Origin of the sequence: Flavobacterium sp. N2550 (assembly GCF_025947265.1) — a bacterium.
Taxonomy (GTDB): Bacteria; Bacteroidota; Bacteroidia; order Flavobacteriales; family Flavobacteriaceae; genus Flavobacterium; species Flavobacterium endophyticum.
The window spans coordinates 1,876,913-1,902,500 of sequence record NZ_CP110007.1 but is presented as its reverse complement, the minus strand read 5'-3'; the positions used below and the strand labels follow the sequence as shown (position 1 = coordinate 1,902,500).

The following is a 25,588-nucleotide window of genomic DNA, read 5'->3' as shown; positions in this document are numbered from 1 at the left end:
ATGCATTTCGGGGAGTACGAGCTATTTCCGAGTTTGATTGGCCTTTCACCCCTACCCACAGGTCATCCGAAGTCTTTTCAACGACAACCGGTTCGGACCTCCACTGTGTGTTACCACAGCTTCATCCTGCCCATGGGTAGATCACACGGTTTCGCGTCTAACACTGCCGACTATGGCGCCCTATTCAGACTCGCTTTCGCTACGGATCCGTGGCTGAACCACTTATCCTTGCCGGCAACGTTAACTCGTAGGCTCATTATGCAAAAGGCACGCCGTCACCCCACTAAAGGGCTCCGACCGCTTGTAGGCGCATGGTTTCAGGATCTGTTTCACTCCGTTATTCACGGTTCTTTTCACCTTTCCCTCACGGTACTGGTTCACTATCGGTCTCTCAGGAGTATTTAGCCTTGGCGGATGGTCCCGCCGGATTCAGACAGGGTTTCACGTGCCCCGCCCTACTCAGGATACCGCTATCTATTACAATCATTGCCCGTACGGGGCTGTCACCCTCTATGGCGCGACTTTCCAGTCGCTTCCGGTTCTTCTTGCATAAAATGTCGCGGTCCTACAACCCCAGGTATGCCGTAACATGCCTGGTTTGGGCTAATCCGCGTTCGCTCGCCACTACTTACGGAATCACTTTTGTTTTCTTCTCCTCCGCCTACTTAGATGTTTCAGTTCAGCGGGTTCGCCCTCCTATCGGAGTACTATGCCTTCAGCATAGTGGGTTGCCCCATTCGGATACCTGCGGATCGATCGGTGTGTGCCCGTCCCCGCAGCTTTTCGCAGCTTATCACGTCCTTCTTCGCCTCTGAGAGCCTAGGCATCCCCCATGCGCCCTTATTTTGCTTATTGCGCTTTCTCTTCTGATAAATCAGAAGAATGCTTTCTACTTTTTAAATGTTTTCTTATCCCAATATGTCAATGAACTTTTTTCCTTCCGGAAAAGTGGAGAATATCGGAGTCGAACCGATGACCTCCTGCGTGCAAGGCAGGCGCTCTAGCCAGCTGAGCTAATCCCCCATCTCTAATCTTAAATTATGAATGTTGAATCTTGAATTAATGCGTAATTCGTACTCATACTTCTAAAATTTCCTATCAAAGCCTTAAAAAAGTAGTCCCGGGCAGACTCGAACTGCCGACCCCTACATTATCAGTGTAGTACTCTAACCAGCTGAGCTACGAGACTCTGTTTTATTGCTTTTCTTTAATATTTTTGAACCAACAGCGAGAGCAGGCGGACCATGATGGCCCCCGCAGCGAGATTTGCGTCTTTCTCTAGAAAGGAGGTGTTCCAGCCGCACCTTCCGGTACGGCTACCTTGTTACGACTTAGCCCCAGTTACCGGTTTTACCCTAGGCAGCTCCTTGCGGTCACCGACTTCAGGCACCCCCAGCTTCCATGGCTTGACGGGCGGTGTGTACAAGGCCCGGGAACGTATTCACCGGATCATGGCTGATATCCGATTACTAGCGATTCCAGCTTCACGGAGTCGAGTTGCAGACTCCGATCCGAACTGTGAACGGTTTTGTAGATTCGCTCCTGGTCGCCCAGTGGCTGCTCTCTGTACCGTCCATTGTAGCACGTGTGTAGCCCAGGGCGTAAGGGCCGTGATGATTTGACGTCATCCCCACCTTCCTCTCAGTTTGCACTGGCAGTCTCGTTAGAGTTCCCGACATGACTCGCTGGCAACTAACGACAGGGGTTGCGCTCGTTATAGGACTTAACCTGACACCTCACGGCACGAGCTGACGACAACCATGCAGCACCTTGTGACCTGCCCGAAGGAAAAACCGTTTCCGGTCCTGTCAGGCCACATTTAAGCCCTGGTAAGGTTCCTCGCGTATCATCGAATTAAACCACATGCTCCACCGCTTGTGCGGGCCCCCGTCAATTCCTTTGAGTTTCATTCTTGCGAACGTACTCCCCAGGTGGGATACTTATCACTTTCGCTTAGCCACTCAGGTTGCCCCGAACAGCTAGTATCCATCGTTTACGGCGTGGACTACCAGGGTATCTAATCCTGTTCGCTACCCACGCTTTCGTCCATCAGCGTCAATGTATTGATAGTAACCTGCCTTCGCAATCGGTATTCCATGTAATATCTAAGCATTTCACCGCTACACTACATATTCTAGTTACTTCCCAATAATTCAAGCCCTGCAGTATCAATGGCAATTTCCCGGTTGAGCCGGGAGATTTCACCACTGACTTACGGGGCCGCCTACGGACCCTTTAAACCCAATGATTCCGGATAACGCTTGGATCCTCCGTATTACCGCGGCTGCTGGCACGGAGTTAGCCGATCCTTATTCCCACGGTACCGTCAGTCTGGCTCACGAGCCAGGGTTTCTTCCCGTATAAAAGCAGTTTACAATCCATAGGACCGTCATCCTGCACGCGGCATGGCTGGATCAGGCTTGCGCCCATTGTCCAATATTCCTCACTGCTGCCTCCCGTAGGAGTCTGGTCCGTGTCTCAGTACCAGTGTGGGGGATCTCCCTCTCAGGACCCCTACCCATCATTGCCTTGGTAAGCCGTTACCTTACCAACAAGCTAATGGGACGCATGCCCATCTTCCACCGATAAATCTTTAATACCATCCCGATGCCGGGTCGATATACTATAAGGTATTAATCCAAATTTCTCTGGGCTATCCCTTTGTGGAAGGCAGGTTGCATACGCGTTACGCACCCGTGCGCCGGTCTCGATATCCGAAGACATCTACCCCTCGACTTGCATGTGTTAGGCCTGCCGCTAGCGTTCATCCTGAGCCAGGATCAAACTCTTCATCGTATATTTTAATAATTTCGACGAATCTCAGCTTTGTTGCGGGTCTTATCTAAAGACCGCGCCGCTCTCTCTTTTTTAGCTCCGGCATCGCTGCCGAAACTGCTGTCAATCCAATATGTCTATGAACGTGTTCTTCTATTCTTTCGCCTCTCTCGAAGCGGGTGCAAAAGTACGATTATTTTATTATCTCGCAAGTCTTTTGAAAAGTTTTTTTTAGAAATTTAATTTCTTTTTTACTTTTAAAATCCTTACTCAATATTTCAATGAATCCTCACTGTTGCGGGGCGCAAAGATAAAATCCTTTTTTATTTCTGACAAGCTTTTTTGAAAATATTTTTTAAATTTATTTTCTCAATTCCCATCATCAATATTTCAAAAGAACTTCGCTGTAATTGCGGGTGCAAAAGTAAAATCTTTTTTTCTTTTCTGCAAATTTATCTTTAGAAATTTTATTTTCTTTTTAAACTTACTTTCTGTCAGTATTTACTTATGAACTTCGCTTTCAATGCGGGTGCAAAAGTAGCACCTTTTTCTGCTTTCGCAAGCTTTTTGATAACTTTTTTTTGATGTTTTCTTAAATTAAAACTTAACTTACTGGAAAGCAGATTCTTGATTCAAAAAATTTTTTCAACCTTTTTAAGATTGACAGACCTTGCAACAAATACAAGCTTTACAAATCCTGCTATTACATCATAACACGCCCTCTTACTATCCCTTAAAAACAACCAGATTATGAAATGCTAAGTGATTTTAGTAGCAGAAAAAGCTTTATGCTTATATATATAAAGGTATTATGAATTTATAGTATACATATATATTGTATGTGTTTTGAGAAACTTCTATATTTGCGGTCATAAATTTTATACGATGATAAAGATTACGTTACCCGATGGGTCAGTTAAAGAGTTTGCGCAAGGCACAACTCCGATGTATGTCGCAAAAAGCATTAGTGAAGGATTGGCAAGAAATGTTATTTCTGCTTCTTTCAATGGAACTACTGTGGAAACCGCAACCGAACTGACGACCGACGGGTCACTCATATTATATACATGGAATGACAAAGATGGCAAAAAAGCTTTTTGGCACTCCACTTCTCACGTCATGGCACAAGCTTTGGAAGAATTGTTTCCTGGAATCAAACTGACTTTAGGACCAGCGATTGATAATGGATTCTATTATGATGTAGATTTTGGCGATCAGAAAATCACTGAAGCCGACTTCAAAAGAATTGAAGATCGCGTTTTAGATATTTCAAGAGGAAAATATGAGTTTAAAATGCGTCCAGTTTCTAAAGCGGAAGCTTTGGATATATATAAGGATAACGAATACAAAACAGAATTGATCTCTAATCTTGAAGATGGAACCATTACGTTTTGTGACCATGCTAACTTTTTTGATTTATGCCGCGGTGGACACATTCCGAACACAGGAATCATCAAGGCCATGAAAATCATGAGCGTTGCTGGTGCTTACTGGAGAGGTGATGAAAAGAACAAGCAGCTGACCCGTGTTTACGGAATCTCTTTCCCTAAGCAGAAAGACTTGACGGATTATCTTGAATTGCTAGAAGAAGCCAAAAGACGCGACCATAGAAAACTAGGAAAAGAGCTTGAATTGTTCGCTTTCTCACAAAAAGTGGGACAAGGCCTTCCGTTGTGGCTGCCAAAAGGTGCCGCCTTGAGAGACCGACTAGAGCAGTTCTTGAAAAAAGCACAGAAGAAAGCAGGCTACGAACAAGTAGTAACGCCGCATATCGGGCAAAAAGAATTGTATGTGACTTCTGGACATTACGAAAAGTATGGTGCAGATAGTTTCCAGCCAATTCATACGCCAGCTGAAGGTGAAGAATTTTTATTGAAACCAATGAACTGTCCTCACCACTGTGAGATTTTCAACGTAAGACCTTGGTCGTATAAAGATCTGCCAAAGCGTTATGCTGAATTTGGTACCGTATATAGGTATGAGCAATCAGGAGAGCTTCATGGCTTGACTCGAGTTCGTGGATTTACTCAGGATGATGCGCATATTTTCTGTACTCCAGAACAATTGGACGAAGAATTCAAAAAAGTAATCGACCTTGTATTATATGTATTCGGTTCTTTAGGATTTGAAAACTTTACGGCTCAGATTTCTTTAAGAGATCAAGAGAACAGAGAGAAATATATCGGTTCTGACGAAAACTGGGAGAAAGCAGAAAATGCGATTATTAATGCCGCAAAAGACAAAGGCCTGAATACGGTTGTTGAATATGGCGAAGCTGCTTTCTACGGACCGAAGCTTGACTTTATGGTAAAAGATGCCTTGGGAAGACAGTGGCAATTAGGAACTATCCAAGTTGATTACAACTTGCCAGAACGTTTCGACCTGACTTACAAGGGTTCAGACAACGAATTGCACCGTCCGGTAATGATCCACAGAGCGCCTTTTGGATCGATGGAACGATTTATAGCTATCTTATTAGAACACACAGCAGGAAATTTCCCAATTTGGCTGATGCCAGAACAGGCTATTATATTGTCTTTGAGCGAGAAATATGAAAATTATGCCAAAAAAGTTTTAGATTTGCTAGAAAATCACGAAATTCGCGCCCTAATTGACAACAGAAACGAAACGATTGGTAAAAAAATCAGAGAAGCTGAAGTTCAAAAATACCCGTTTATGCTGATTGTCGGCGAGGAAGAGGAGAAAAACGGAACCATTTCTGTACGTCGTCACGGTCAAGAAGGAAAAGGAAATATCAGCGTTACAATTGAAGAATTTGCTTCTATTGTCAATGAAGAAATAAAAAAGACATTAAAAACATTTACAGTTTAACTTAAAATTTTAGAGCCATAGCAATAAGAAACAACAGAGGTTACCAGCCTCGAGTAGAAAAAAAAGACGCACACAGGATTAACAATTTGATTCGTGTTCCAGAAGTGCGCCTTGTTGGAGATAACGTTGAGCCGAAAGTCTACAAGACATCAGAAGCTTTAAGGATGGCAGAAGAGCAGGAACTTGACTTGGTCGAGATTTCTCCAAATGCCGAACCTCCAGTTTGTAAAATCATGGATTATAAAAAATTCCTTTACATGCAGAAAAAGCGTGAAAAGGAATTGAAAGCAAAATCTACTCAAATTACAGTAAAAGAGATTCGTTTTGGTCCGCAAACGGATGAGCACGATTATGAATTCAAAAGAAAGAATGCAGAGAAGTTCCTAAAAGAAGGTTCTAAGCTGAAAGCTTTTGTTTTCTTCAAAGGCCGTTCGATTATCTATAAAGATCAAGGACAAATTCTTTTATTGCGTTTGGCTCAGGATTTAGAGGAATACGGGAAAGTTGAGGCTTTGCCTGTGTTAGAAGGAAAGAGAATGATTATGTTCATTGCTCCGAAGAAGAAGAAATAATTTAGGCAATACGCACCAAGCAATAGGCAGTAAGCCTAAAGCGTAAAGCATATAGCTTAAAGCAAAAATAGTAAGTAAGACAAATTAAATACACTAGGAAAAGATGCCTAAAATGAAAACCAAATCTAGCGCCAAGAAACGTTTTAAAGTTACTGGTTCTGGAAAGATTAAAAGAAAGCACGCTTTTAAAAGTCATATCTTGACTAAAAAGTCTAAAAAGCGTAAATTGGCTTTAACTCACTCAACTCTTGTTCACAAGACTGATGAGAAAAGCATCAAACAACAATTAAGAATTATCTAATAGTTAAAAGTTAGAAAGTCTTAAAGTCGAAAGTCCCTGACTTTTTACTTTAGACTTTACCACATTAGACTATCGATAATCTTTAGGTTAAAAAACATTTAAATAACCTTGGAGTATGGCTTTAAGTTCCTTTGATTAAATTCAGGACGCCTGCTACAAAAACACATTAAAATTATGCCAAGATCAGTAAATTCAGTTGCTAAAAGAGCAAGAAGAAAAAAGATAATGAAGCAAGCCAAAGGTTTCTTTGGTAGACGTAAAAACGTTTGGACAGTTGCTAAAAACGCGGTGGAGAAAGCCATGGTTTATGCTTACCGCGATAGAAAGCAGAACAAAAGAAATTTCCGTGCATTATGGATTCAACGTATCAACGCTGGAGCTAGATTGGAAGGAATGTCTTATTCTCAATTCATGGGGAAAGTAAAAGCTAACGGAATCGAATTGAACAGAAAAGTTCTTGCAGATTTAGCGATGAACCACCCAGAAGCTTTCAAAGCAATACTTAATAAAGTAAAATAAACGTTTTATAAATCTATTTGTCTTACTTACCATAAAGAAAACCATCTCGAAAGAGGTGGTTTTTTTGTTATGTATTATATTTGTTTTATGGATCGGCTAATTACACATATCAGGAAGACTATTAATCTGGATGATTCGGAAGCAGCAATCGTCTCTCCTATTTCGAATATGAAACAGTAAAAAAGAAAAAACATTTAGTCGAAGAAGGACAAACCGTCCACAAGCAATATTATATCCTGAAAGGTTGCCTGCGCATCTACATCCTTAACACCAAAGGAAATGAACAGACACTCCAATTCGGAATCGAAAACTGGTGGATTGCCGACTATCTGGGTTTTCTGGGCCAAACTCCTTCCAACTATTTTATACAGGCTGTAGAAAACTCAGAGGTTATTTCGATAGACAAAAATTCATTAGACGAATTGCTTTCCCAACTTCCCAAGCTCGAAAAGTATTTCAGGCTAACATTTCATAAATCATTAGGCGCCGCACAGATGCGTATTAAATATCTTTTTACAATGACCGCCGAAGAAAGCTACCATCATTTCAACAAGAATTTCCCAGAATTTGTACAGCGCGTGCCACAATATATGCTTGCCACCTACCTTGACTTTACGCCCGAATTCATGAGCAAGATTCGAGCCGGAAAAGCCTGATTTCATTTCTTAAAGTAGTTTAAGTTTTTTACGACTGAGGTTGCAGAACTTTGTCATGAACTTTAAAACACGTCAAAATGGAAACCAGAGTAAACATCCTGAAAACAACTCCAGAAGCGTATAAAGCCATGATGGCATTAGAAAAATTCATTGCTTCTACTTCTTTAACTCCAACCCATAAAGAACTTATCAAAATCCGCGCTTCGCAAATTAATGGCTGTGCCTACTGTATCAACATGCACACGAGAGATGCCCGCAAACTAGGCGAAACAGAACAAAGAATCTATCTGTTGAACGCTTGGAGAGAAACAAAACTTTATACCGAAGAAGAACAAGCCATTCTTGCACTGACAGAAGAGGTTACATGGATTCAAAATCACGTGTCAAAAGAAACTTACGACAACGCCCGAAGATTGTTTGACGAAGAATACCTCGCGGCCATCATCATGATGATCACAACCATCAATGCCTGGAACCGCATAGCCATTTCTACAGAAATGCCGCTAGACTAAAAATAAAAAAAGCCTGACAATATCGTCAGGCTTTTTTTATTTAGAATACTATATTACAAGAACATTCCGCCAGAAGCTTCTATTCGTTGCGCCGTAATCCATCCCGCTTTTTCAGAACAAAGAAAAGCAACAATACCGCCGATGTCGGTTGGCTGCCCTACCCTTCCTAAAGAAGTTATTGACGACATGTATTCGTTCAAGCCTGGATGCGATTCAAAGGCCCTTTTTGTAAAATCGGTTTCGATAATTCCAGGCGCTACCATATTGGCGGTAATCTTTCTATTGCCTAATTCTTTCGCAAGGTATTTTGTAAAAACCTCAATAGCGCCTTTCATCGAAGCATACGCTGCATAACCTGGCGTAGCAAATCGTGTCAATCCGGTAGAAACGTTTACAATCCTGCCGTTGTCGGCAATAAAAGGCAATCCTTTTTGCGTAAGGAAATAAACGCCTTTAAAATGCACATTCATCAGGTTGTCAAAATCCTCTTCTGTAGTATCGGCAAACAAAGAGTGGGCATCAATTCCGGCATTATTCACTAGAAAATCAAAAGTAGTACGGTTCCAGTTGGCTGCTAATGCTGCGGAAAGTCGTTCGTAAAAATCAGCAAACGATTTTGTATTGGCTACATCCAACTGCAGCGAAACCGCTTTAGTTCCGATAGCTTCTATCTCTTTTACGACAGCTTCTGCCTCGTCTTTATTGTTTCGATACACCACCACGACATCATTTCCTGATTTCGCAAGTTCCAAAGCCATGTTTCTTCCCAATCCTCTATTGGCGCCTGTTATAACTGCTATCTTATTTGTTTTGTCCATTTTTCTAAATTTTAATTGTTTTGATGGTACAAAGTTAGCGCGAAGGCACTTTAAAAATATGGTGACTGTTTCAGATTAAATGGTGACAGCTTCCGTTTTTAAAGAAAACTTTTCTTCCATCATTTGCTCTCGGTATTGTTTAGGAGTAAGTCCGGCAAAGCGTTTAAAGAATTTTGTAAAATTAGAAGGATCAAACGTAAGTAGCGTGGCAATCTGCCCAATCGAAAGTTTGTTTTCTTCAAGCATCGATTTGGCAATAACCATGATCTTTTCTTCAAAGAAAAAGCAAGGTGCTTTTCCGGTAACCAGCTTTATGGTATTGCTAAGATGTGTGGGATGGATAAACAATTGTGCGGCAAGATCTCGAATTTCAAACATTTCTGTAGCCCTTCCTTCTAGAATATCCAGCAGATGCTTGTCGATTTCTTTTAAGAAATCGGCAGTAATCTCGTTTTGCCTTGCCAATATTTTTTTCGGAATTACAGCCATCGTGCTTCATTTGTGTATTCAAATTTACGGAATTCCAAACAATCCTGTTTAAAATGAAACCTAAGAAATCGCCAAAATATCTCGATTTAAAAAAACGCAAAGTATTTTAAAGTAATTTTATCTCCTGTTCGTCTTCCTTATCATGAAAGCGGAGACCAGCCTAACTATGGAGGAAAAACCTAAAAATACGATTTCTAGCACCGTCAGTAAGTTCGGAAAAGGACTGACCTCTTTCGTTCGCGGAAAGGTAAACAGTTCCGAAGATGCCGAAGACGTGCTGCAGGAAGTATGGTATCAGCTTAGCAATTTTTCAAACATCGACGATATCGAAAGCATGAGCGGCTGGCTGTTTCAAGTTGCCAAAAACAAAATCACAGATTTATATCGAAAAAAGAAACCCGAAGCGCTGGAGAATTATTCTTATGAGAACGACGAAGGCGAATTTTCGTTTAAAGAAATCCTGCTTTTAGACGATTCCGAAAATCCAGACCTCGCCCTTTTTAAAGAACTCTTTTGGTCAGAACTGCTCAAAGCGTTAGACGAGCTGCCCGAAAACCAAAAACAAGTTTTTATACTCAATGAAATTGAAGACCTCACGCTGCAGGAAATTGCAGACCAAACCAACGAAAACATTAAGACCATCATTAGCCGAAAAGGCTATGCTGTCAAATACCTAAGAAAGAAACTCAACTATTTATATCAAGAATTAAATTATTAAAACTATAAAAATGGAACGATCAGACAGAAGATACCGAAGAAGAAAACCTTTCTTTTTATTCATAATTGCCGGATTATTTGCTTTGGGCGCCGTAGTGATGTTTTTATGGAATGCCATTCTTCCGGATATCGCGGCCGTTTCTGCCCTCACCTATTGGCAAGCACTCGGACTTTTACTCTTGTCACGAATACTTTTTGGCGGTTTTAAATGCAGACCAAGGAATCATCGAGGGCCGTTTGCCCATCCGAGATTTAGAGAAAAATTCATGAACATGTCGAGAGAAGAACGAATCAACTTTAGGAACGAATGGAAAGAACGGTTCAAAAGATAATATCTCAACACAAGCCATCAGTTTTAGCTGGTGGTTTTTTTTTTGAATGTATTTAAAGTAAAAATCCATCAGCAGCGTCTTCCTTACTAAATAACAATCAAAATTAAAAAGATGAAATCAATTTTAAGATCAATCGCAATCGGAATACTAATCGGAGCCTTGGCATTTTTTGCTTTTCAGTTAGTCATTACCTTTCTAATTATCGGAGGAATTATAATGCTTTTAAGCCGAAGACGTTTTGACAGACGCGCTTTTGGAGACCAAAGATTTGGCGGCCATCGTTTTGCTTTTGTCGATAAGATTAGAAACATGAATGACGAAGAATACGATTCTTTCAAGAAAAGGTTTGAAAATAGAGGTTGCAGAAACCGAAATAAAACAACAGAACAACTTTAATTAAAACACAGCATGAGAAGAAAACCAAAATTTTTACTCGCTTTAGCCATCGCAATACTGACTTTTGCCAGCCTAAAAGCTTTTGTTCCCGAAAAATTTCAAAACCGGCATTGCTGCCATAGGGAAGATTGCAACAACAATCATCAATCAAAAAGCGAGCATTAACGTACGCATCAATCAAAAAAGCATCCTATTATGGGATGCTTTTTTGTATAATTACCGTTAAACTTTCCGGTTTTACCCTACAAAACTCTTGTTAGTGGCTGTATTTTATTTTCTTTCAATTTTTACTAATCCTTGTCTTGTTGCTAAATATAAATTCCCATTTTCGTCAAGAGTCATTGTAGAAATGTAAGAAGTTGGAATTTCGGAATTTTCATTATGATAATTTTCCCATCCGTCTTTAAGATCATATCGTACTAATCCGGCTCTATCTGTTGAAATCCAAAGAACTTTTTCGTTTTTGTCATAAACAACACAGTTGGTATGATTGAATGGCATCCCTGAATTTTCAGTAGTAAACTGTTTGAAAGTTCCATCAGAATCTCTCACAGCAATACCTTCATCGTTATTCACTTTTCCTTTTTCCTTTCCATCAAATTCAAAAAGCGAAAAATAAAGATTGCCGTTTTCATCTTCATCCATTGAAGTAATACACTTGCCTTTTAAAACTGTTTTAGTAGTTTCAAAATTGGTTGCTTTTCCGTTTTCATCAATCATTACAGTTCCACTAAAAGTACCAATCCAAATTCTGTTTTTTGAATCTCTTTTGGCAAAAGTCACTCTGTTTGACGGAAATTCTTTAATCTTATCTTTATTAATATTTGACCATTTTCCGTTCTTGTAGATTGTCAATCCTTCATCTGAACAGAAAAATACTTCGCTCGTTTTGGAATTATTTATAATTTTATAAGCCCCGTCAATTCCAATTTCTTTTGGGTCATACATAGTCCATTTTGAATTGTCAAAACTATAAATGTTTTTTTTCCCGTAAACCCATTTCACATTATCATTATCTGATGCAATTGCATAATAAGAAAAGGAATTCCCTTTGTCTGTTATATTTTGTTCCGCATTTTTAAAATTTTTACCATCAAAAGTCACAAGCCCTTCATCTAAAGTTAACCATATCAATCCGTTTTTATCTATGGCGATATCGTCATTCATATTATCCGGAAGATTTGAGTTTCTCGAATTCCAAACCGTTATTTTGTAATTTTTTAAATTCTGGTTTTTATAATCATAGGTCTTATTAAATATTTCGGGACTTTTAGGCTGGTCAAATGATTTTTTAAAAGATGTCATATCAACTCGTTCAATCTTTCCAATAATTTTATTTTCATTAACTGTAAAAATTAAATTAATTGATGATTTTTCCTCCTTTTTTCCAGCGGTTATTGCGGGCGTCCATTTTTTAAATTTATTAAGTTCTTCAATAATTTTTGAAGAAATTGAGTTTTTGGATTGATCTGTATGACTCAAAACACAAGCCCTACCTTTCGAATCAACAAGTACTTGAAATTTTGCAGCACCTTTAATTCCTTGTAATTTTAATTCTTTATTTAGTTTGTCTTCCAATTTTGCAAACTCTTGTTCGTCATAACCAGCTTTCGTGTCACCACAGTCAAGGCAAAACTTTTCAGTCTTACAGTTGTCTAGTTTTACAGAAAATAAGTTTTGTGCGTTTACTTGAAAAGTCAAGCCTGCGAAAAAGATAAAAAATATTTTTCTCATTTATTTGTTTGTTTATTTTCCTTGAATTAGTTTTTCTAATTTATCAATCATTTCCTTTTGCTGCTGTAACATACGTTCGTAAAGCTCTACCATTTTATCAAGTGGGTTGAAAGTACAATTATTATTGTATGCAAAAGCGTTAGTACTGTTATTGAAACTGTCCGTAAAAGTATTGGCTATGACACTGATTGCATTTTCCTCATCAAAGTTTTCAATAGCTTCCGTAGGTACTTTTAATATTTTAGCCACTTGAGCTAGTATGTCTTTTTCTACGGTTTCTTTTTGTTCTAGCAACGAAATTTTCTTTTGGTTCCAGTCCTCGCCCAGTTCAAAAGCCAATGCTTCTTGTTTGATGCCTAGCATTTCGCGAAAGCGCTTGATGTTTCGGCCTTGGTGGATTTTTTTGTGTGGCATGTCGTCGTGTATCATAATCGTAATGTATAAAATGTTAGTAACCGATATAAAGTTCGGATAAATATAAACAAATTGTGTTTCTGATGTATTCTTTTACTGGGATAAAATATGCTTTTTATTTTCTCGGCAACAAACGTTACGCTAGCAGTAACAAGACATTGAGATAAAAACTCAAAACTTACAAAGGAATCTAATCGGTTCTGTATTGCAATAACTTTATGCTGACAGAATTTATCCGTTGCTAACAGAAAAACACCTTTTTCTGTTAGCACCTGCAAAATGCTATACGGAATCTGTCTTATGCAGTTTGAAACTATTTATTACTACCTGCATTTGTAAATTGCTATATGGAATTCGCTATATGCTGTTTGGAAAAATATTTATCTGTTGGTATCTGAAGAATGCTGTACTGCATTTGGTAGATTCTGTCAGCATCTATGAAATGCTATAAGATTCTACTTAATGCTGTACTACAATAACTCTTTTCTGTCAGTATCTGTGAAATGCTAGAAGAATTTACTCAATGTTATACTACAATAACTCTTTTCTGTTAGTATCTGTGAAATGTTAGAAGAATTTGCTAGATGTTATACAGAGAAACATTTTTTCTATATAGAACTTATCAGATGTTATATAGTATCAACGCAATCTCTTCTACCTAGCTTTTTATTTCTATAAAGATTTTATTTAACCGCCTTCATTCCCCACTTCCATAGAAACACTACAAGCAGAATAAATAGTCCTGTTACAAACATTCCTCCTATAACTGAACCAAGTTGGAAAGCTTCAAAACCGCTATGAAATAGCTTTATTATTTCAGCCAAGTTCTTAGGGAGGCTTCCTAATACAGCCAGTCCAAGAAATATTGATAATACTATTGAAATGTAACCAAAAATCTTTTTTGTCATTTGCTTTTTATTTCTTGTGATGATATAAATCTGACAGTACTTTATTAGAAATAATTTTTAATTAAAAACTTCCTCATTCACACCATCAAAGCTGGCAAACACCATGCTTGGGTGCGAATCTTGATGGAAAATGTTTCCGTCTTTATCAATCGCAATGGCTCCTGCAAAACCGTCAAAAGGTTTTAGCTCGTTGAATGTTTTTTCGAATGCTTCTTTTAAAGAAAAGCCATCGGTCACACGGGTTACGATTTTGGCCGCAACGGCGCCGCTAACAATATCTTCGCCTACGCCCGTAAGGCTCACGCCGCAGTATTCATTGGCATAGTTTCCGGCAACAGTAGCAGAATCTGATATTCTTCCAGGAATTTCAAATCCCTTTCCTCCTGTTGATGTCGCTACGGCAATTTTTCCGTCGCTGTCTAATGCTACGCAGCCTACGGTTCCGGTGCCTAATGATTGCAATTTGGCTTCGTATTCTGCACGTCGTTGTGGAATTTCGGTAGAAAATGCTTCAAAACCGTGCTTCCGTGCAAAATTGGTCGCGCCGCTTCCGCCTAAAACCTTATCGTCGTAATCCAGTAGAATCTTGGCAACCTGAATCGGGTTTTTTACTTCTTCGATATTAATAACGCCGCTCATCTTGTGTGCAAAGCCATCCATCAAAGAAGCGCTCATGCGTATCTTTCCGTCGCTTTGTATCTGAGAGCCGATGCCTGCATTAAACAGCTCGTCGTCTTCTAAAAGTGAGACGGCATACACGGCGGTTTCTAAAGCAGAATGTGTTTTTAAAAAAGCATGCGCGTCTTTCGCAATGCGCAACAACGCATTTTGCTTGGCAACCTTAGTTTCCTGACTTGTGGATGACTCCGAAAAAAAACCGCCGTGAATTATAATTTTCATGTCTTTAAACGTATTGCGAAGATTGGATGTGCATTTTGTTGGTTTTCAAATCATACGTATCGTATTTGCTCATCACGTGAACAATCAGATTGTTGATCGAAACGGGCTGTCCCAATTCAATCTGCGTCAGATTGGTATCTTTAATTTGGCGTCCGTCTACTAAGATTACCAATCCAGAGCCTATGGCTTCCATCTTGTTATCTATAATAAGCAGACCAGTATCTTCTCCCAAACCAATTCCTAATACTTTAGGATTTCCTACAACCGCCTGGAACAATCGTCCGATTCTTCCTCTCTGCACAAAATGCGTATCGATAATCACGTCATCTATCAGTCCGAGCCCGCTTGTAATCTTCACTTCGCCTTTTAGCAAAGCTTCAGAGCTGCTTCCTTGGTAGATCATATTGGTTGAGGCTGCAGCCGCTCCTGCAGAAGTTCCTGCATATAAAAATTCTTCGTTTCTATATTTATCTAATAAGATATCATGAAATTCTGTGCCTCCTAAAATTGATGTTAGTCGTAGCTGGTCGCCTCCGGTAAACATCACGACATCGGCTTCCCGTAATCGCTGCAAGACTTCAGGTTCTGTAGCCTGCTCTCTTTTTTCGATGTGGAGTACATCAACGTTGGTGGCATTCAGGTATTGCAATGCCTTTACATATTCTGGGCCTACTTCTCTTGGTATTTTTGACGCTGTGGTTACGACTTCAATTCTTGACTTTTCTTTGTGTTTTGATTCAATCAGCAGCCTTTTTAATATCCCCGTCTCGAAGAAATTCAAATTGTTGGCCACATTGGCATCAAAACTGGCTTCTGTAAAACTTCCTTTATCTACAGCACCACCAATAATCATTAATTTTCCTTTTATATTCATTTCAAATGGTATGTGAATTCGGTAAAAATAACCAAAAACTTAAAAAACACAATTAATCTGGGGAGTTTTATTCTAACTTTTTACAATTCCGTTTTTACGCTAGTCTTGTTCTAAAGAATTAAAAAAAATTTGATTGATATTTTAAAAAAATTATTTTAGTACAGTCGTATTATAATTTTTTTAACTAAATTTCTAAAAAATATATAGCTTACAGTATACAGATTTCGACAACTAAATATAAACGGCTGTAAATTAATAATTTACAATAAAACTAACCCATCATTTATGAAAATACTAAAGATACAAGCCTTGCGAGGACCTAACATTTGGAGCGTTCAAAGAAAAAAACTAATCCAGATGCGTTTGGATCTTGAGGAAATGGAACAATATCCGACCAACAAGATCGACGGTTTTAAAGAAAGAATTGAAGCCATGTTTCCTACTATGTACGAACATCGCTGTTCCGAAGGAGTTCCTGGAGGTTTTTTTATGCGCATCGAAAGGGGTACGTGGATGGGCCATGTTATTGAGCATATTGCTTTAGAAATCCAAACGCTGGCGGGAATGGAAACGGGATTCGGAAGAACCCGCGAGACAAAAACTCCTGGAGTCTATAATGTTGTTTTTAGCTATACCGAAGAAAATGTAGGACTGTTTGCAGCCGAGTCTGCCGTGGCTATTGCCGAAGCGCTGATTGCGGGAACAGAATATGATCTGGAAACCGACATCCAGAAAATGCGAGAAATTAGAGAACGCGTCCGTTTAGGGCCTAGTACCGGAAGTATTGTGGAAGAAGCCGTTGCAAGAGATATACCGTGGATTCGTTTAGGAACTAATTCATTAGTACAGCTTGGTTATGGAATCAACCAGATGCGTTTTCAAGCCACGATTACCTGCAAAACCAGCAGCATTGCGGTAGATATTGCCTGCAATAAAGAAGAAACCAAGCGTATGCTGGACAATGCTTCGATTCCTGTAGCCAAAGGCGACATTTGCGTAGATGAAGAAGGCTTAGAAGAAACAATCAAAAAGATAGGCTTTCCGATTGTCATCAAACCGTTGGACGGAAATCATGGCAAAGGAGCTTCAATTAACGTGATGAATCTTCAAGATGCCAAAGAAGGACTGGTTTATGCACAAAAATACAGCCGTCGTGTTATCGTAGAAAAATTTGTGACGGGTTTCGACTTCCGCGTATTGGTTATCGACAACAAGATTGTTGCGGCTGCGCAGAGAGTTCCTGCACACGTAAAAGGAAATGGAACAAGCACGATTCAGCAACTGATTGATACTGAAAATCTCGACCCAAGGAGAGGCTATGGCCATGAAAATGTATTAACAGAGATTACTGTTGATCGCGACACTACAGATTTGCTGGCAAAGATGAATTATACGTTAGAAACCGTTCCAAGAAAAGGAGAAATCGTATATCTAAAATCGACTGCCAACTTAAGCACAGGAGGAACGTCTGTAGATGTTACAGATATGATGCATCCTGAAAATATTTTCTTGGCAGAAAGAATTTCAAGAGTCATCGGACTGGATATCTGCGGTATCGATATCATGGCAGAGAACCTGACACAGCCGCTGAATGAAAACGGTGGCGTTATCTTAGAAGTGAATGCCGCTCCTGGTTTTAGGATGCACTTAGCTCCGTCGGAAGGATTGCCGAGAAACGTGGCTTCTCCTGTAATCGATATGTTATATCCTCCAGGAAAACCAAGCCGCATTCCGATTATTGCCGTTACAGGAACGAATGGAAAGACAACAACAACGCGTCTTCTGGCGCATATCGTAAAAAACAACGGATATAAAGTAGGATTTACGACTTCGGACGGAATCTACATCCAAAATCACATGCTCGAAAAAGGAGATACGACGGGACCGATAAGTACCGAATACATCTTAAAAGATCCTACTGTAGAATTTGCCGTGCTTGAAACGGCGCGTGGCGGAATCCTCCGTTCCGGTTTAGGTTTTAGCCGCTGTGACATTGGAATCATCACGAATATTTCTTCTGACCATCTGGGATTGAACGATATCGATACGCTTTCGGATCTCGCACGCGTGAAAAAAGTAGTTGTCCGCAGCGTGAAAAAAGACGGCTGGGCCATCTTGAATGCCGATGACGACGAGTGCGTAAAAATTGCTTCGGAACTAGAATGCAACGTTGCTTTTTTTAGTATGGACGAAGAAAATCCGCTCGTCAAGAAATTAGGAAAAGAAGGAAAGATTGTGGCCGTTTATGAAAACGGATACATCACGATAAAAAAAGGCGACTGGAAAATACGCGTTGAAAAAGCCGCGCATATTCCGTTAACCTTGGGCGGAAAAGCCAAATTCATGGTTGCGAATGTCTTGGCCGCTACGTTGGCTTCTTATTTATGGGGATTCAAAACGGAAGATATCAGCCTTTCGCTGCAGACGTTTATTCCTAGCGTGGCACAGACTCCGGGCAGGATGAACATTTTTGAATTTAAAAAATTCAAGGTGATGATTGACTTTGCGCATAATCCGTCAGGATATATGGCGATTGAAGACTTGCTCAACAATATTGAGGCTACCAGAAAAATAGGAATCATTGCGGGCGTTGGCGACCGACGTGATGAAGACATTAAAGAATGTGGTATGATTGCCGGAAGAATGTTCGACCATATCATCATCCGCCAAGAAAAACACCTGAGAGGAAGAACGGAAGAAGAAATCATCAACTTGATCTTAGAAGGCATCGAAGAATCCGGAAGAGACATTACGTATGAGATTATTCCGAAAGAAACCGAAGCAATCAAGCATGCTATAAACAGTGCAGACGAAGGCACTTTTATCACTGCCTTGAGCGATGTCGTTACCAATGCTATCGAAATCGTACAGCAATATCTCGACAAAGAAAATGAAGATGGGATAGTTTAAGTTTAAAAAATACATAAAACTGCTTAAATGCAACATCTTTGTTGCTTTAAGCAGTTTTTATTTTTCTTCAATTATTTAATTAATTCTTATATTTATTCCCTAAGAACTCCCTAAAAATTAAATAATAATGAAGAAAATTACCTTATTGATTCTATTTTTCAGTACCATTATCCATGCACAAGATACAGGATGGGTCTGGGCTAAGACTTTTGAAGACATCAGCAATGCTGCAATTACAAGTTCTTTTATAGACAATCAGAAAAACAGCTACCACATCGGCACTTTTAGTGGTGCTACGTTGACTATTGGAGAAACGGTGATTAACAATTCCAGCGATATTTTGGGCAATCCGACAATAGGCTATCAGGATACGTATATTACCAAGCATGATTCAGAAGGAAACGTTCAGGTTCTCAAGCATTTTTCTGGTTCAAAATTCGAAGCGATTACTTCTATCGCTTATGACAACAATGCTCATTTTTATATTACCGGACATTTTAATGGCGACATGACTATCGGTACCAATACGTATCAAACTCCCAATAATGAAACCAAGAGCTTTATAGCCAAATTGGACTTGAACGGTAATGTTATTTGGAGCAAACAGATAAATTATAACGGGAGTGCACTCCTAAAATATAAGGACAACTACTTGTATCTTGCCGGGACTTATACAGGAAATACTTTTACGTTAGATAATATTACGGCGCCGAGTGTTGGATATACCGCTGTAGTCACCTATATGGACAAGACTTTTGTCGCCAAGCTTGATTTGAACGGAAATGCGATTTGGCTCAAATCGTCAACGTATAATGGCAGCGCGACCATTGAAGAACCGCATAGAATTGGAACGCAGCCTAGAGGCTTGGCTGTCGACAATCTTGGGAATGTATATGTTGCAGGAATGTTTTTTTGCCGCGCTACTTCTTTCGGATCTATCAACCTGACAAAGTCGGTTACTACGAATAATGCGAATCTATTTATTGCCAAATACGACAGTACGGGCAATGTGTCTTGGGCGTCTACGGCTGCGACAAATTCTAGCGCGCATAGCATCGTGACGGATCTTGCTACCGACAGCAATAATAATGTCTATCTTATCGGACAGGTATATCGATCTACGGTAAACTTTGGCGGCACCACTTTAAATTTCCCTGGAAATTATGGCTCATATCTTGTAAAATATGCTACGGCAGGCAATGTTCTTTGGGCGAAAGCAGCAAAAATAGCGACAGATGCGCAGCCTAGCACGGGTATAGGAACTAACTTTTTTAGCCGTATGTTTATTGACAACAGCAATAACATTCACGTAACAGGCATTTTTACATCGTATATTAACTTTGGCAACAACTTCTTTATCCAGAACGACAATTATAATACGAACTTATTTTCTGTAAAATTTGACACTAATGGTACTGCGAGCGATTTTTATAAATTAACAGAAGCTGAGAATTCAAGAGACATCAAGATTTTAGATATTTCGGCAGATCAGAATGTGGTGTATTTTAGCGGCAAAACGTCGAATCCTACTTTTACTTTAGGAAATATTACTTTGGCCAATCCGAATGGCAAAAGCCTTACGTATATCGCAAAGAGAGATAAAACGTTAAGTATTGAAGAGCATTCTGGAAAAGGATTTACTGTTTATCCAAACCCTTCACAAGACCAGCTTTATATTTCTGGATTGGATGCTGCAGAAGCGATGCATTTTACTGTATTTGATCTGACAGGAAAAAGAATAAAGTCTATAGAACCTGCCAACACGGACACAATTGCTATTGATGTTAAAGATTTGGCTTTGGGTACATATGTCTTGAAGATAGAAAATGGCACGACGCAAAAGAGCATCAAGTTTATAAAAAGCTAAACCGTTAGCTCCCTTTTTAAAAGTACAAATCCCAAGCAGCAGCTTGGGATTTTTTATTAAAATATAGACATTCCTGTTTTGGTCGTAAACAACTCCAGAGCGTTCATGCCTAATTCTGAATTTCCTTTCTCGTTAAGACGCGGGCTCCAAGTGACAATCGTAAAGTGTTTCGGGAATAACGCAGCAATACCGCCACCGACGCCACTTTTCCCCGGAAGACCAACTTTATAGGTAAACTCTCCAGATTCGTCATAAAAGCCGCAAGTTTGCATCAGCGCATTTAAACGTTTGACATGGCTTTTTGACAAGACTTGTTTTCCGTCTATCGTCTTGCCTTCGTTTGCAAAGAAATAGAACGAATGGGCCAGTTCTTTACAAGTCATTTCGATAGCGCATTGGTGGAAATAGAAATCTAAGACGGTTTCTACGTCGTTTTCAATATTGCCAAAAGATTTCAGGAAATTGGCTAATGCTGCATTTCGAAATCCGGTATCTTTTTCGGATTGTGCGACTTTTAGATTAAAGTCAATGGATTGTGTACCTGAAATCATCCTGATAAAAGCCAAAAAATCTTCTTTCGGATTTTTAAGATGGGTTACCAGCATATCAGCAATGACCAACGCTCCGGCATTAATAAAAGGATTTCTCGGAATTCCTTTTTCAAATTCAAGCTGAACTAAAGAATTAAAAGCAGTACCGGAAGGTTCCACACCTACCCGCTTCCAGGTTTCTTCTCCTAAAAAAGAAAAAGCTAGCGCTACGGTCAGGGCTTTAGAAACACTTTGGATTGAAAACTTTTCGTTGCTGTCGCCAATGCCATAATCCTGTCCTTTTATGGTCGTAAGGTGTATGCCGAATTTATTTGGATCTATTTTTGCAAGTTCAGGAATTGTATCAGGGACATATCCAATTTGCGGAAAGGATTTGGCTTCTTCGAAAACCTCCTCTATTATTTTTTGATAATTCATTCCCTTGGCCGACTAGGTTTTTAGCTTTTTCTTCCTAGCCGCAGGAAAGAGTACATTGTTAAGTATAAGCCTATAGCCAGGAGAATTAGGATGAAGGTCTAAAACGGTAGGAGCATCGCCTACTCTATGCTGATAATCTTCTGGATCGTGTCCGCCAAAATAGGTAAACATTCCTTTTCCTTTCGTGCCATGGATGTATCTTGCTTCATTATTCACTTTGTTTTCGCCCATGACCAAAACGCTAGACTTAATCCTGTCGCTGTCAAAAGAAGTCGTCTGTCCCATGAATCCTTTGATTAATTGCGTATGGTTTTGGCAGAGCATGCTCGGAATCGGGTCCCATTTTGCAGAATAATCCATTAAGGTAAAATAATCCTTCTCGGGCATAATGTTTCTTTTCTGCGTCATGTCGATATCCGAAAACTCATAAACAATAGGGTTTCTTTCCAAAATATAATCCTTAAACGCAAAGCTATTATTGTAGTCTATTTTAGACTGGTAGTTTCCTTCGCTTTCATCACCGTCAAACATCGGCTCGCAAATGTCGACGCCTTCTGCGGCTAAGGCGATATCAAAACTGTCGGTTGCAGAACACATGGCAAACATGAATCCACCGCCAATCACAAAATCGCGGATCTTTTTTGCCACGGCTAATTTTTCTTCGGATACTTTACTGTAGCCTAATTTTTTGGCTAGTTCTTCAGCTTCTTTTTTCTGTTCGATGTACCAAGGCGCATTTCTATAGGCTCCAAAAAACTTACCGTATTGTCCGGTAAAATCTTCATGGTGCAAGTGAAGCCAGTCGTATAAAAGCAAGCCATCTGATAAAACCTCTTCATCATAAATCGCCGTAAAAGGAATCTCAGCATAGGTCAAGACCAAGGTAACGGCATCGTCCCAAGGCTGTTTGCCTTTTGGCGTATATACGGCAATCTTCGGGGCTTTTTCTAAAACTACCGTTTCCATATTTTGGGAAGGACTGCTGATTTCATCTAAAATCTGGTTCGCCTGTCCATCCGAAAGCAGTTCAAAACTAACGCCGCGAATCTGGCACTCTTTTCGTATTTCCGGTGCATCAGGCAAAAGAAAAGAGCCTCCTCTGTAATTCAACAGCCAGCTCACTTTATAATGCTTGTCTAATGACCAATAAGTAATTCCGTAGGCTTTCAAATGATTCTGCTGCGACGATTCGTCCATCGGAAGCAAAATAAAAGAAGCCCATGAAGGCATGGAAATCAAGAGCAATAGAAGTATATGGAATAGTTTTCTAAAAGGCATTCTAAACTTTTTATTTCAAAGATAACGGTTTTTGAGAAAGTAAATTATAAAAAAATCCGCCCAAATGAGCGGATTCTGATTTTATTTAGAATGGAACATCGCTGTCATCATCCACGCTGTTCATATTGCTACCGAAAGCATCGTTAGCCGATGGCAGATTTTTTGTCAAAAATGGATTGTCTTGCATGTTCATTTTGGAAGGCAGATCATCAAAGCTGGTTCCGTATTCGTCAAGGTTATCGAACTTACCGAGATTTCCGATAAATTTCAGCCTTACGTTTTCCAAACTACCATTTCTATGTTTCGCAATGATAAATTCGGCTTGGCCTTCTGTTGGCGAGTGTTCATCATCATCCCATTCGTCAATTTTATAGTATTCCGGACGGTAGATAAACGAAACGATATCCGCATCCTGCTCAATCGCACCCGACTCCCTAAGATCCGAAAGCAGCGGCCTTTTACTCGAACCACGCGTCTCTACCGCACGCGAAAGCTGTGACAGTGCAATCACAGGAACATTAAGCTCCTTTGCTAATGCTTTCAGGTTTCGAGAAATGGTAGAAATCTCTTGTTCACGGTTTCCTCCACCTTTTCCGTTACCGCCTGCTGTCATCAGCTGAAGGTAATCGACAATGATAAGCTTGATTCCGTATTGCGAGGCTAAACGACGTGCCTTAGCTCTTAAATCAAAAATGGAAAGCGACGGCGTATCATCAATATATAAGGGTGCTTTTTCAAGGTTTTTCACCTTGATACTCAACTGTTCCCATTCGTGTTTTTCTAATTTTCCGGTACGAAGCTTTTCGGAAGAAAGTCCGGTTTCGGAAGAAATCAGACGGGTAATTAGCTGTACAGAGGACATCTCCAGAGAGAACAAAGCGACAGCGTGTCCGAAATCAATCGCAATGTTTCTTGCCATCGACAATACGAAAGCGGTCTTACCCATACCCGGACGTGCTGCGATAATAATCAAATCACTCGGCTGCCATCCAGAAGTTACTTTGTCTAGTTTTTCAAAGCCGGTAGCAACACCGCTCAGACCTTCCTTATTTGCAATTTCTTCGATTCTTTTCTTTGCTTGAATCACCAAGCTTTGTGCCGTTTCGGAACTTCTTTTGATGTTTCCTTGCGTTACTTCGTATAATTTGGATTCGGCTTTATCAAGCAAATCAAAAACATCGGTCGTTTCATCGTAGGATTCTTCGATAATTTCAGAAGAAATCTTGATCAAGCTTCGTTGGATAAACTTTTGAAGGATAATCCTCGAGTGAAACTCGATATGTGCTGAAGACGAAATTTTTTGCGTAAGCTGAATCAAGTAGAAATCACCACCAGACAAATCCAGTTTTGCACTCTTTTTAAGTTGCGCTGAGACTGTTAATAAGTCAATCGGCTGTGAATCGTTGAAAAGCTGTACAATAGCTTCAAAAATATACTTGTGGGCTTCTTTGTAAAAAGCATCTGGCTGGAGAATATCGATCACCTCATCCACCCCTTTTTTATCAATCATCATCGCACCCAAGACAGCTTCCTCAAGGTCGAGCGCTTGCGGCGGGAGCTTTCCTTTTTCGAGATTGATTATAGTAGTTTTGTCTACTTTAATCGGGTTTATATTTCTGAGATTTTCCATAATGCGAATGTAACTAAAAATTAAAAAAAAATGCCTTTGACTTGTTAGTTACCGTATGTTTATAAGTATTAAAATTGTGTTGATAACCAAAAAAAAATCCGAAACCACGGGGCTTCGGATTTAGTTCTTCTTTTCGTAAGGTTTACTCTTTAAATTCGCCCATTTTGCTGTATTTATCCATTCTTTGGGATACTAATTCAGCTGTTGATAAGTCTTTTAATTCGTTATATCCTTTCAATATGTATTTTTCTACTGATTTGAACGTGGTATCTCTATCATAGTGAGCGCCGCCTAGCGGTTCTGGAATGATATCGTCAATCAGCTTTTGTTTTTTCATGTCAAATGAAGTCAGTTTTAATGCTTCCGCTGCTTGCTCTTTGTATTCCCAGCTTCTCCATAAGATGGAAGAACAGGATTCTGGAGAAATAACAGAGTACCATGTATTTTCTAACATGTATACTTTATCACCCACGCCTATTCCTAATGCACCACCTGAAGCTCCTTCTCCAACAATTACAGTGATGATTGGAACTTTCAAGCGAATCATTTCAAGGATGTTTCTTGCAATAGCTTCTCCTTGACCTCTTTCTTCGGCTTCTAAACCTGGATAAGCTCCCGGAGTATCCACCAAAGTCACTACAGGAATTCCGAATTTCTCTGCCATTTTCATCAAACGTAACGCTTTACGGTAGCCTTCTGGGTTTGCCATACCAAAATTACGGTACTGGCGTGTTTTGGTATTGTATCCTTTTTGCTGTCCAACAATCATGAACGACTGTCCACCAATTTTTCCTAAACCACCAATCATCGCCTTGTCGTCTTTGAAATTTCTGTCTCCAAAAAGTTCTAAGAAACTATCTCCACACAATGCATTCACATGATCCATTGTATACGGACGACTCGGATGTCTTGACAACTGTACACGCTGCCAAGCAGTTAGGTTTTTATATATATTTTTCTTGGTTTCTTCTAGTTTTTTCTCAATCTGCTTGCAAGTATTCGATACGTCAATGTCTGATTCTTGACCAATTACTTGGCATTTGTCTAACTGGTCTTCAAGTTCTTTTATAGGGAGCTCAAAATCTAAATATTCCATAGGACTTGTGCATTTTTAGTTTGGTTCGAACTGCAAAGATAGAATTTTCATTTAAGAACGAAAGCTTATTTAGAAAAGATTTAAAGCCTT

The 25,588-nt window shown here is 39.7% G+C and carries 22 protein-coding genes, 2 tRNA genes, 2 rRNA genes and 1 pseudogene (1 of these 27 only partly in view); 12 read left to right on the top strand and 15 right to left on the bottom strand.

Features of this window, described 5'->3' with window-relative positions; all coding sequences use genetic code 11:
* The 4 genes from OLM56_RS08410 to OLM56_RS08395 all read right to left on the bottom strand — a co-directional run.
* Positions 1-856, bottom strand: a 23S ribosomal RNA gene (locus OLM56_RS08410) (it extends 2,026 nt beyond the left edge of the window).
* A 93-nt stretch (positions 857-949) separates the two neighbouring features.
* Positions 950-1,023: transfer RNA gene (locus OLM56_RS08405), tRNA-Ala, on the bottom strand.
* Between the two features lie 92 nt (positions 1,024-1,115).
* Positions 1,116-1,189: transfer RNA gene (locus tag OLM56_RS08400), tRNA-Ile, on the bottom strand.
* A 93-nt stretch (positions 1,190-1,282) separates the two neighbouring features.
* Positions 1,283-2,796 (bottom strand): 16S ribosomal RNA (locus OLM56_RS08395).
* Together the 16S and 23S rRNA genes with 2 tRNA genes alongside form the textbook arrangement of a ribosomal RNA operon.
* Before the next feature lie 864 nt (positions 2,797-3,660).
* Here OLM56_RS08395 and thrS point away from each other — a divergent pair.
* The 7 genes and pseudogenes from thrS (at position 3,661) to OLM56_RS08360 (ending at position 8,167) form a co-directional block, all read left to right on the top strand.
* Positions 3,661-5,607, top strand: coding sequence for a threonine--tRNA ligase (thrS, locus tag OLM56_RS08390; RefSeq protein WP_264528972.1), 1,947 nt, complete (start codon positions 3,661-3,663; stop codon positions 5,605-5,607).
* Between the two features lie 17 nt (positions 5,608-5,624).
* The gene (gene infC / locus OLM56_RS08385) at positions 5,625-6,179 is read left to right on the top strand and encodes a translation initiation factor IF-3 (RefSeq protein ID WP_379730629.1); all 555 of its coding nucleotides are present in this window, start codon (positions 5,625-5,627) and stop codon (positions 6,177-6,179) included.
* A gap of 103 nt (positions 6,180-6,282) precedes the next feature.
* Complete coding sequence (gene rpmI, locus OLM56_RS08380) at positions 6,283-6,480, top strand: 50S ribosomal protein L35 (protein ID WP_091398482.1); 198 nt, start codon at positions 6,283-6,285, stop codon at positions 6,478-6,480.
* 174 nt (positions 6,481-6,654) lie between these two features.
* Entirely contained in the window at positions 6,655-6,999 is a 345-nt protein-coding gene (gene rplT, locus OLM56_RS08375; protein ID WP_121377491.1) for a 50S ribosomal protein L20, read from the top strand.
* A 233-nt stretch (positions 7,000-7,232) separates the two neighbouring features.
* A pseudogene (locus OLM56_RS08370) lies at positions 7,233-7,373 on the top strand (Crp/Fnr family transcriptional regulator); the annotation flags it as partial.
* A gap of 144 nt (positions 7,374-7,517) precedes the next feature.
* On the top strand, positions 7,518-7,655 hold the full coding sequence (locus OLM56_RS08365) for a hypothetical protein (protein ID WP_264528971.1): 138 nt from the start codon (positions 7,518-7,520) through the stop codon (positions 7,653-7,655).
* Positions 7,656-7,732: 77 nt separating this feature from the next.
* On the top strand, positions 7,733-8,167 hold the full coding sequence (locus OLM56_RS08360; protein WP_264528970.1) for a carboxymuconolactone decarboxylase family protein: 435 nt from the start codon (positions 7,733-7,735) through the stop codon (positions 8,165-8,167).
* A gap of 53 nt (positions 8,168-8,220) precedes the next feature.
* Here OLM56_RS08360 and OLM56_RS08355 read toward each other — a convergent pair whose 3' ends face one another.
* Positions 8,221-8,985, bottom strand: a complete 765-nt coding sequence (locus OLM56_RS08355; RefSeq protein WP_264528969.1) for an SDR family NAD(P)-dependent oxidoreductase — start codon at positions 8,983-8,985, stop codon at positions 8,221-8,223.
* Between the two features lie 75 nt (positions 8,986-9,060).
* Positions 9,061-9,474 (bottom strand): helix-turn-helix domain-containing protein, encoded by a 414-nt coding sequence (locus OLM56_RS08350; RefSeq protein ID WP_264528968.1) that lies wholly within the window; start codon positions 9,472-9,474, stop codon positions 9,061-9,063.
* Positions 9,475-9,616: 142 nt separating this feature from the next.
* On the opposite strand from OLM56_RS08350, the gene OLM56_RS08345 reads away from it, so the two are divergent.
* From OLM56_RS08345 to OLM56_RS08335, 3 genes are all read left to right on the top strand, one after another.
* Complete coding sequence (locus OLM56_RS08345; RefSeq protein ID WP_246336978.1) at positions 9,617-10,192, top strand: RNA polymerase sigma factor; 576 nt, start codon at positions 9,617-9,619, stop codon at positions 10,190-10,192.
* Positions 10,193-10,202: 10 nt separating this feature from the next.
* Positions 10,203-10,523, top strand: coding sequence for a hypothetical protein (locus OLM56_RS08340; protein ID WP_264528967.1), 321 nt, complete (start codon positions 10,203-10,205; stop codon positions 10,521-10,523).
* A 111-nt stretch (positions 10,524-10,634) separates the two neighbouring features.
* Positions 10,635-10,919 carry a hypothetical protein gene (locus OLM56_RS08335; protein WP_264528966.1) on the top strand — a complete coding sequence of 95 codons (285 nt, stop codon included), beginning with the start codon at positions 10,635-10,637 and terminating at the stop codon, positions 10,917-10,919.
* A 270-nt stretch (positions 10,920-11,189) separates the two neighbouring features.
* On the opposite strand, the gene OLM56_RS08330 is transcribed toward OLM56_RS08335, so the two are convergent.
* The 5 genes from OLM56_RS08330 to OLM56_RS08310 form a co-directional block, all read right to left on the bottom strand.
* The gene (locus tag OLM56_RS08330) at positions 11,190-12,653 is read right to left on the bottom strand and encodes a hypothetical protein (RefSeq protein ID WP_264528965.1); all 1,464 of its coding nucleotides are present in this window, start codon (positions 12,651-12,653) and stop codon (positions 11,190-11,192) included.
* A gap of 12 nt (positions 12,654-12,665) precedes the next feature.
* Positions 12,666-13,082, bottom strand: a complete 417-nt coding sequence (locus OLM56_RS08325) for a helix-turn-helix domain-containing protein (protein WP_264528964.1) — start codon at positions 13,080-13,082, stop codon at positions 12,666-12,668.
* Between the two features lie 668 nt (positions 13,083-13,750).
* Positions 13,751-13,975, bottom strand: a complete 225-nt coding sequence (locus OLM56_RS08320) for a hypothetical protein (RefSeq protein WP_264528963.1) — start codon at positions 13,973-13,975, stop codon at positions 13,751-13,753.
* Between the two features lie 57 nt (positions 13,976-14,032).
* Entirely contained in the window at positions 14,033-14,875 is an 843-nt protein-coding gene (locus OLM56_RS08315) for an isoaspartyl peptidase/L-asparaginase (protein WP_264528962.1), read from the bottom strand.
* Positions 14,876-14,879: 4 nt separating this feature from the next.
* Entirely contained in the window at positions 14,880-15,749 is an 870-nt protein-coding gene (locus OLM56_RS08310) for a cyanophycinase (RefSeq protein ID WP_121377500.1), read from the bottom strand.
* A gap of 285 nt (positions 15,750-16,034) precedes the next feature.
* On the opposite strand from OLM56_RS08310, the gene cphA reads away from it, so the two are divergent.
* Together cphA and OLM56_RS08300 are read left to right on the top strand one after the other, a co-directional pair.
* A complete protein-coding gene (cphA, locus tag OLM56_RS08305) occupies positions 16,035-18,659 on the top strand; it encodes a cyanophycin synthetase (protein WP_264528961.1) in 2,625 nt (874 codons plus the stop codon).
* 127 nt (positions 18,660-18,786) lie between these two features.
* Positions 18,787-20,526: a T9SS type A sorting domain-containing protein gene (locus OLM56_RS08300; protein ID WP_264528960.1), complete on the top strand. Its 1,740-nt coding sequence runs from the start codon at positions 18,787-18,789 to the stop codon at positions 20,524-20,526.
* Between the two features lie 56 nt (positions 20,527-20,582).
* Here the strand turns inward: OLM56_RS08300 and OLM56_RS08295 are convergent, their stop codons facing one another.
* The 4 genes from OLM56_RS08295 to OLM56_RS08280 all read right to left on the bottom strand — a co-directional run bounded on the left by OLM56_RS08295 (position 20,583) and on the right by OLM56_RS08280 (position 25,498).
* Complete coding sequence (locus OLM56_RS08295; RefSeq protein WP_264528959.1) at positions 20,583-21,494, bottom strand: glutaminase; 912 nt, start codon at positions 21,492-21,494, stop codon at positions 20,583-20,585.
* Positions 21,495-21,506: 12 nt separating this feature from the next.
* Positions 21,507-22,772: an asparagine synthetase B gene (locus OLM56_RS08290; protein WP_264528958.1), complete on the bottom strand. Its 1,266-nt coding sequence runs from the start codon at positions 22,770-22,772 to the stop codon at positions 21,507-21,509.
* A gap of 85 nt (positions 22,773-22,857) precedes the next feature.
* Positions 22,858-24,402, bottom strand: a complete 1,545-nt coding sequence (gene dnaB / locus OLM56_RS08285; protein ID WP_121377505.1) for a replicative DNA helicase — start codon at positions 24,400-24,402, stop codon at positions 22,858-22,860.
* Positions 24,403-24,544: 142 nt separating this feature from the next.
* A complete protein-coding gene (locus OLM56_RS08280) occupies positions 24,545-25,498 on the bottom strand; it encodes an acetyl-CoA carboxylase carboxyltransferase subunit alpha (protein WP_121377506.1) in 954 nt (317 codons plus the stop codon).
* Positions 25,499-25,588: the final 90 nt, after the last annotated feature.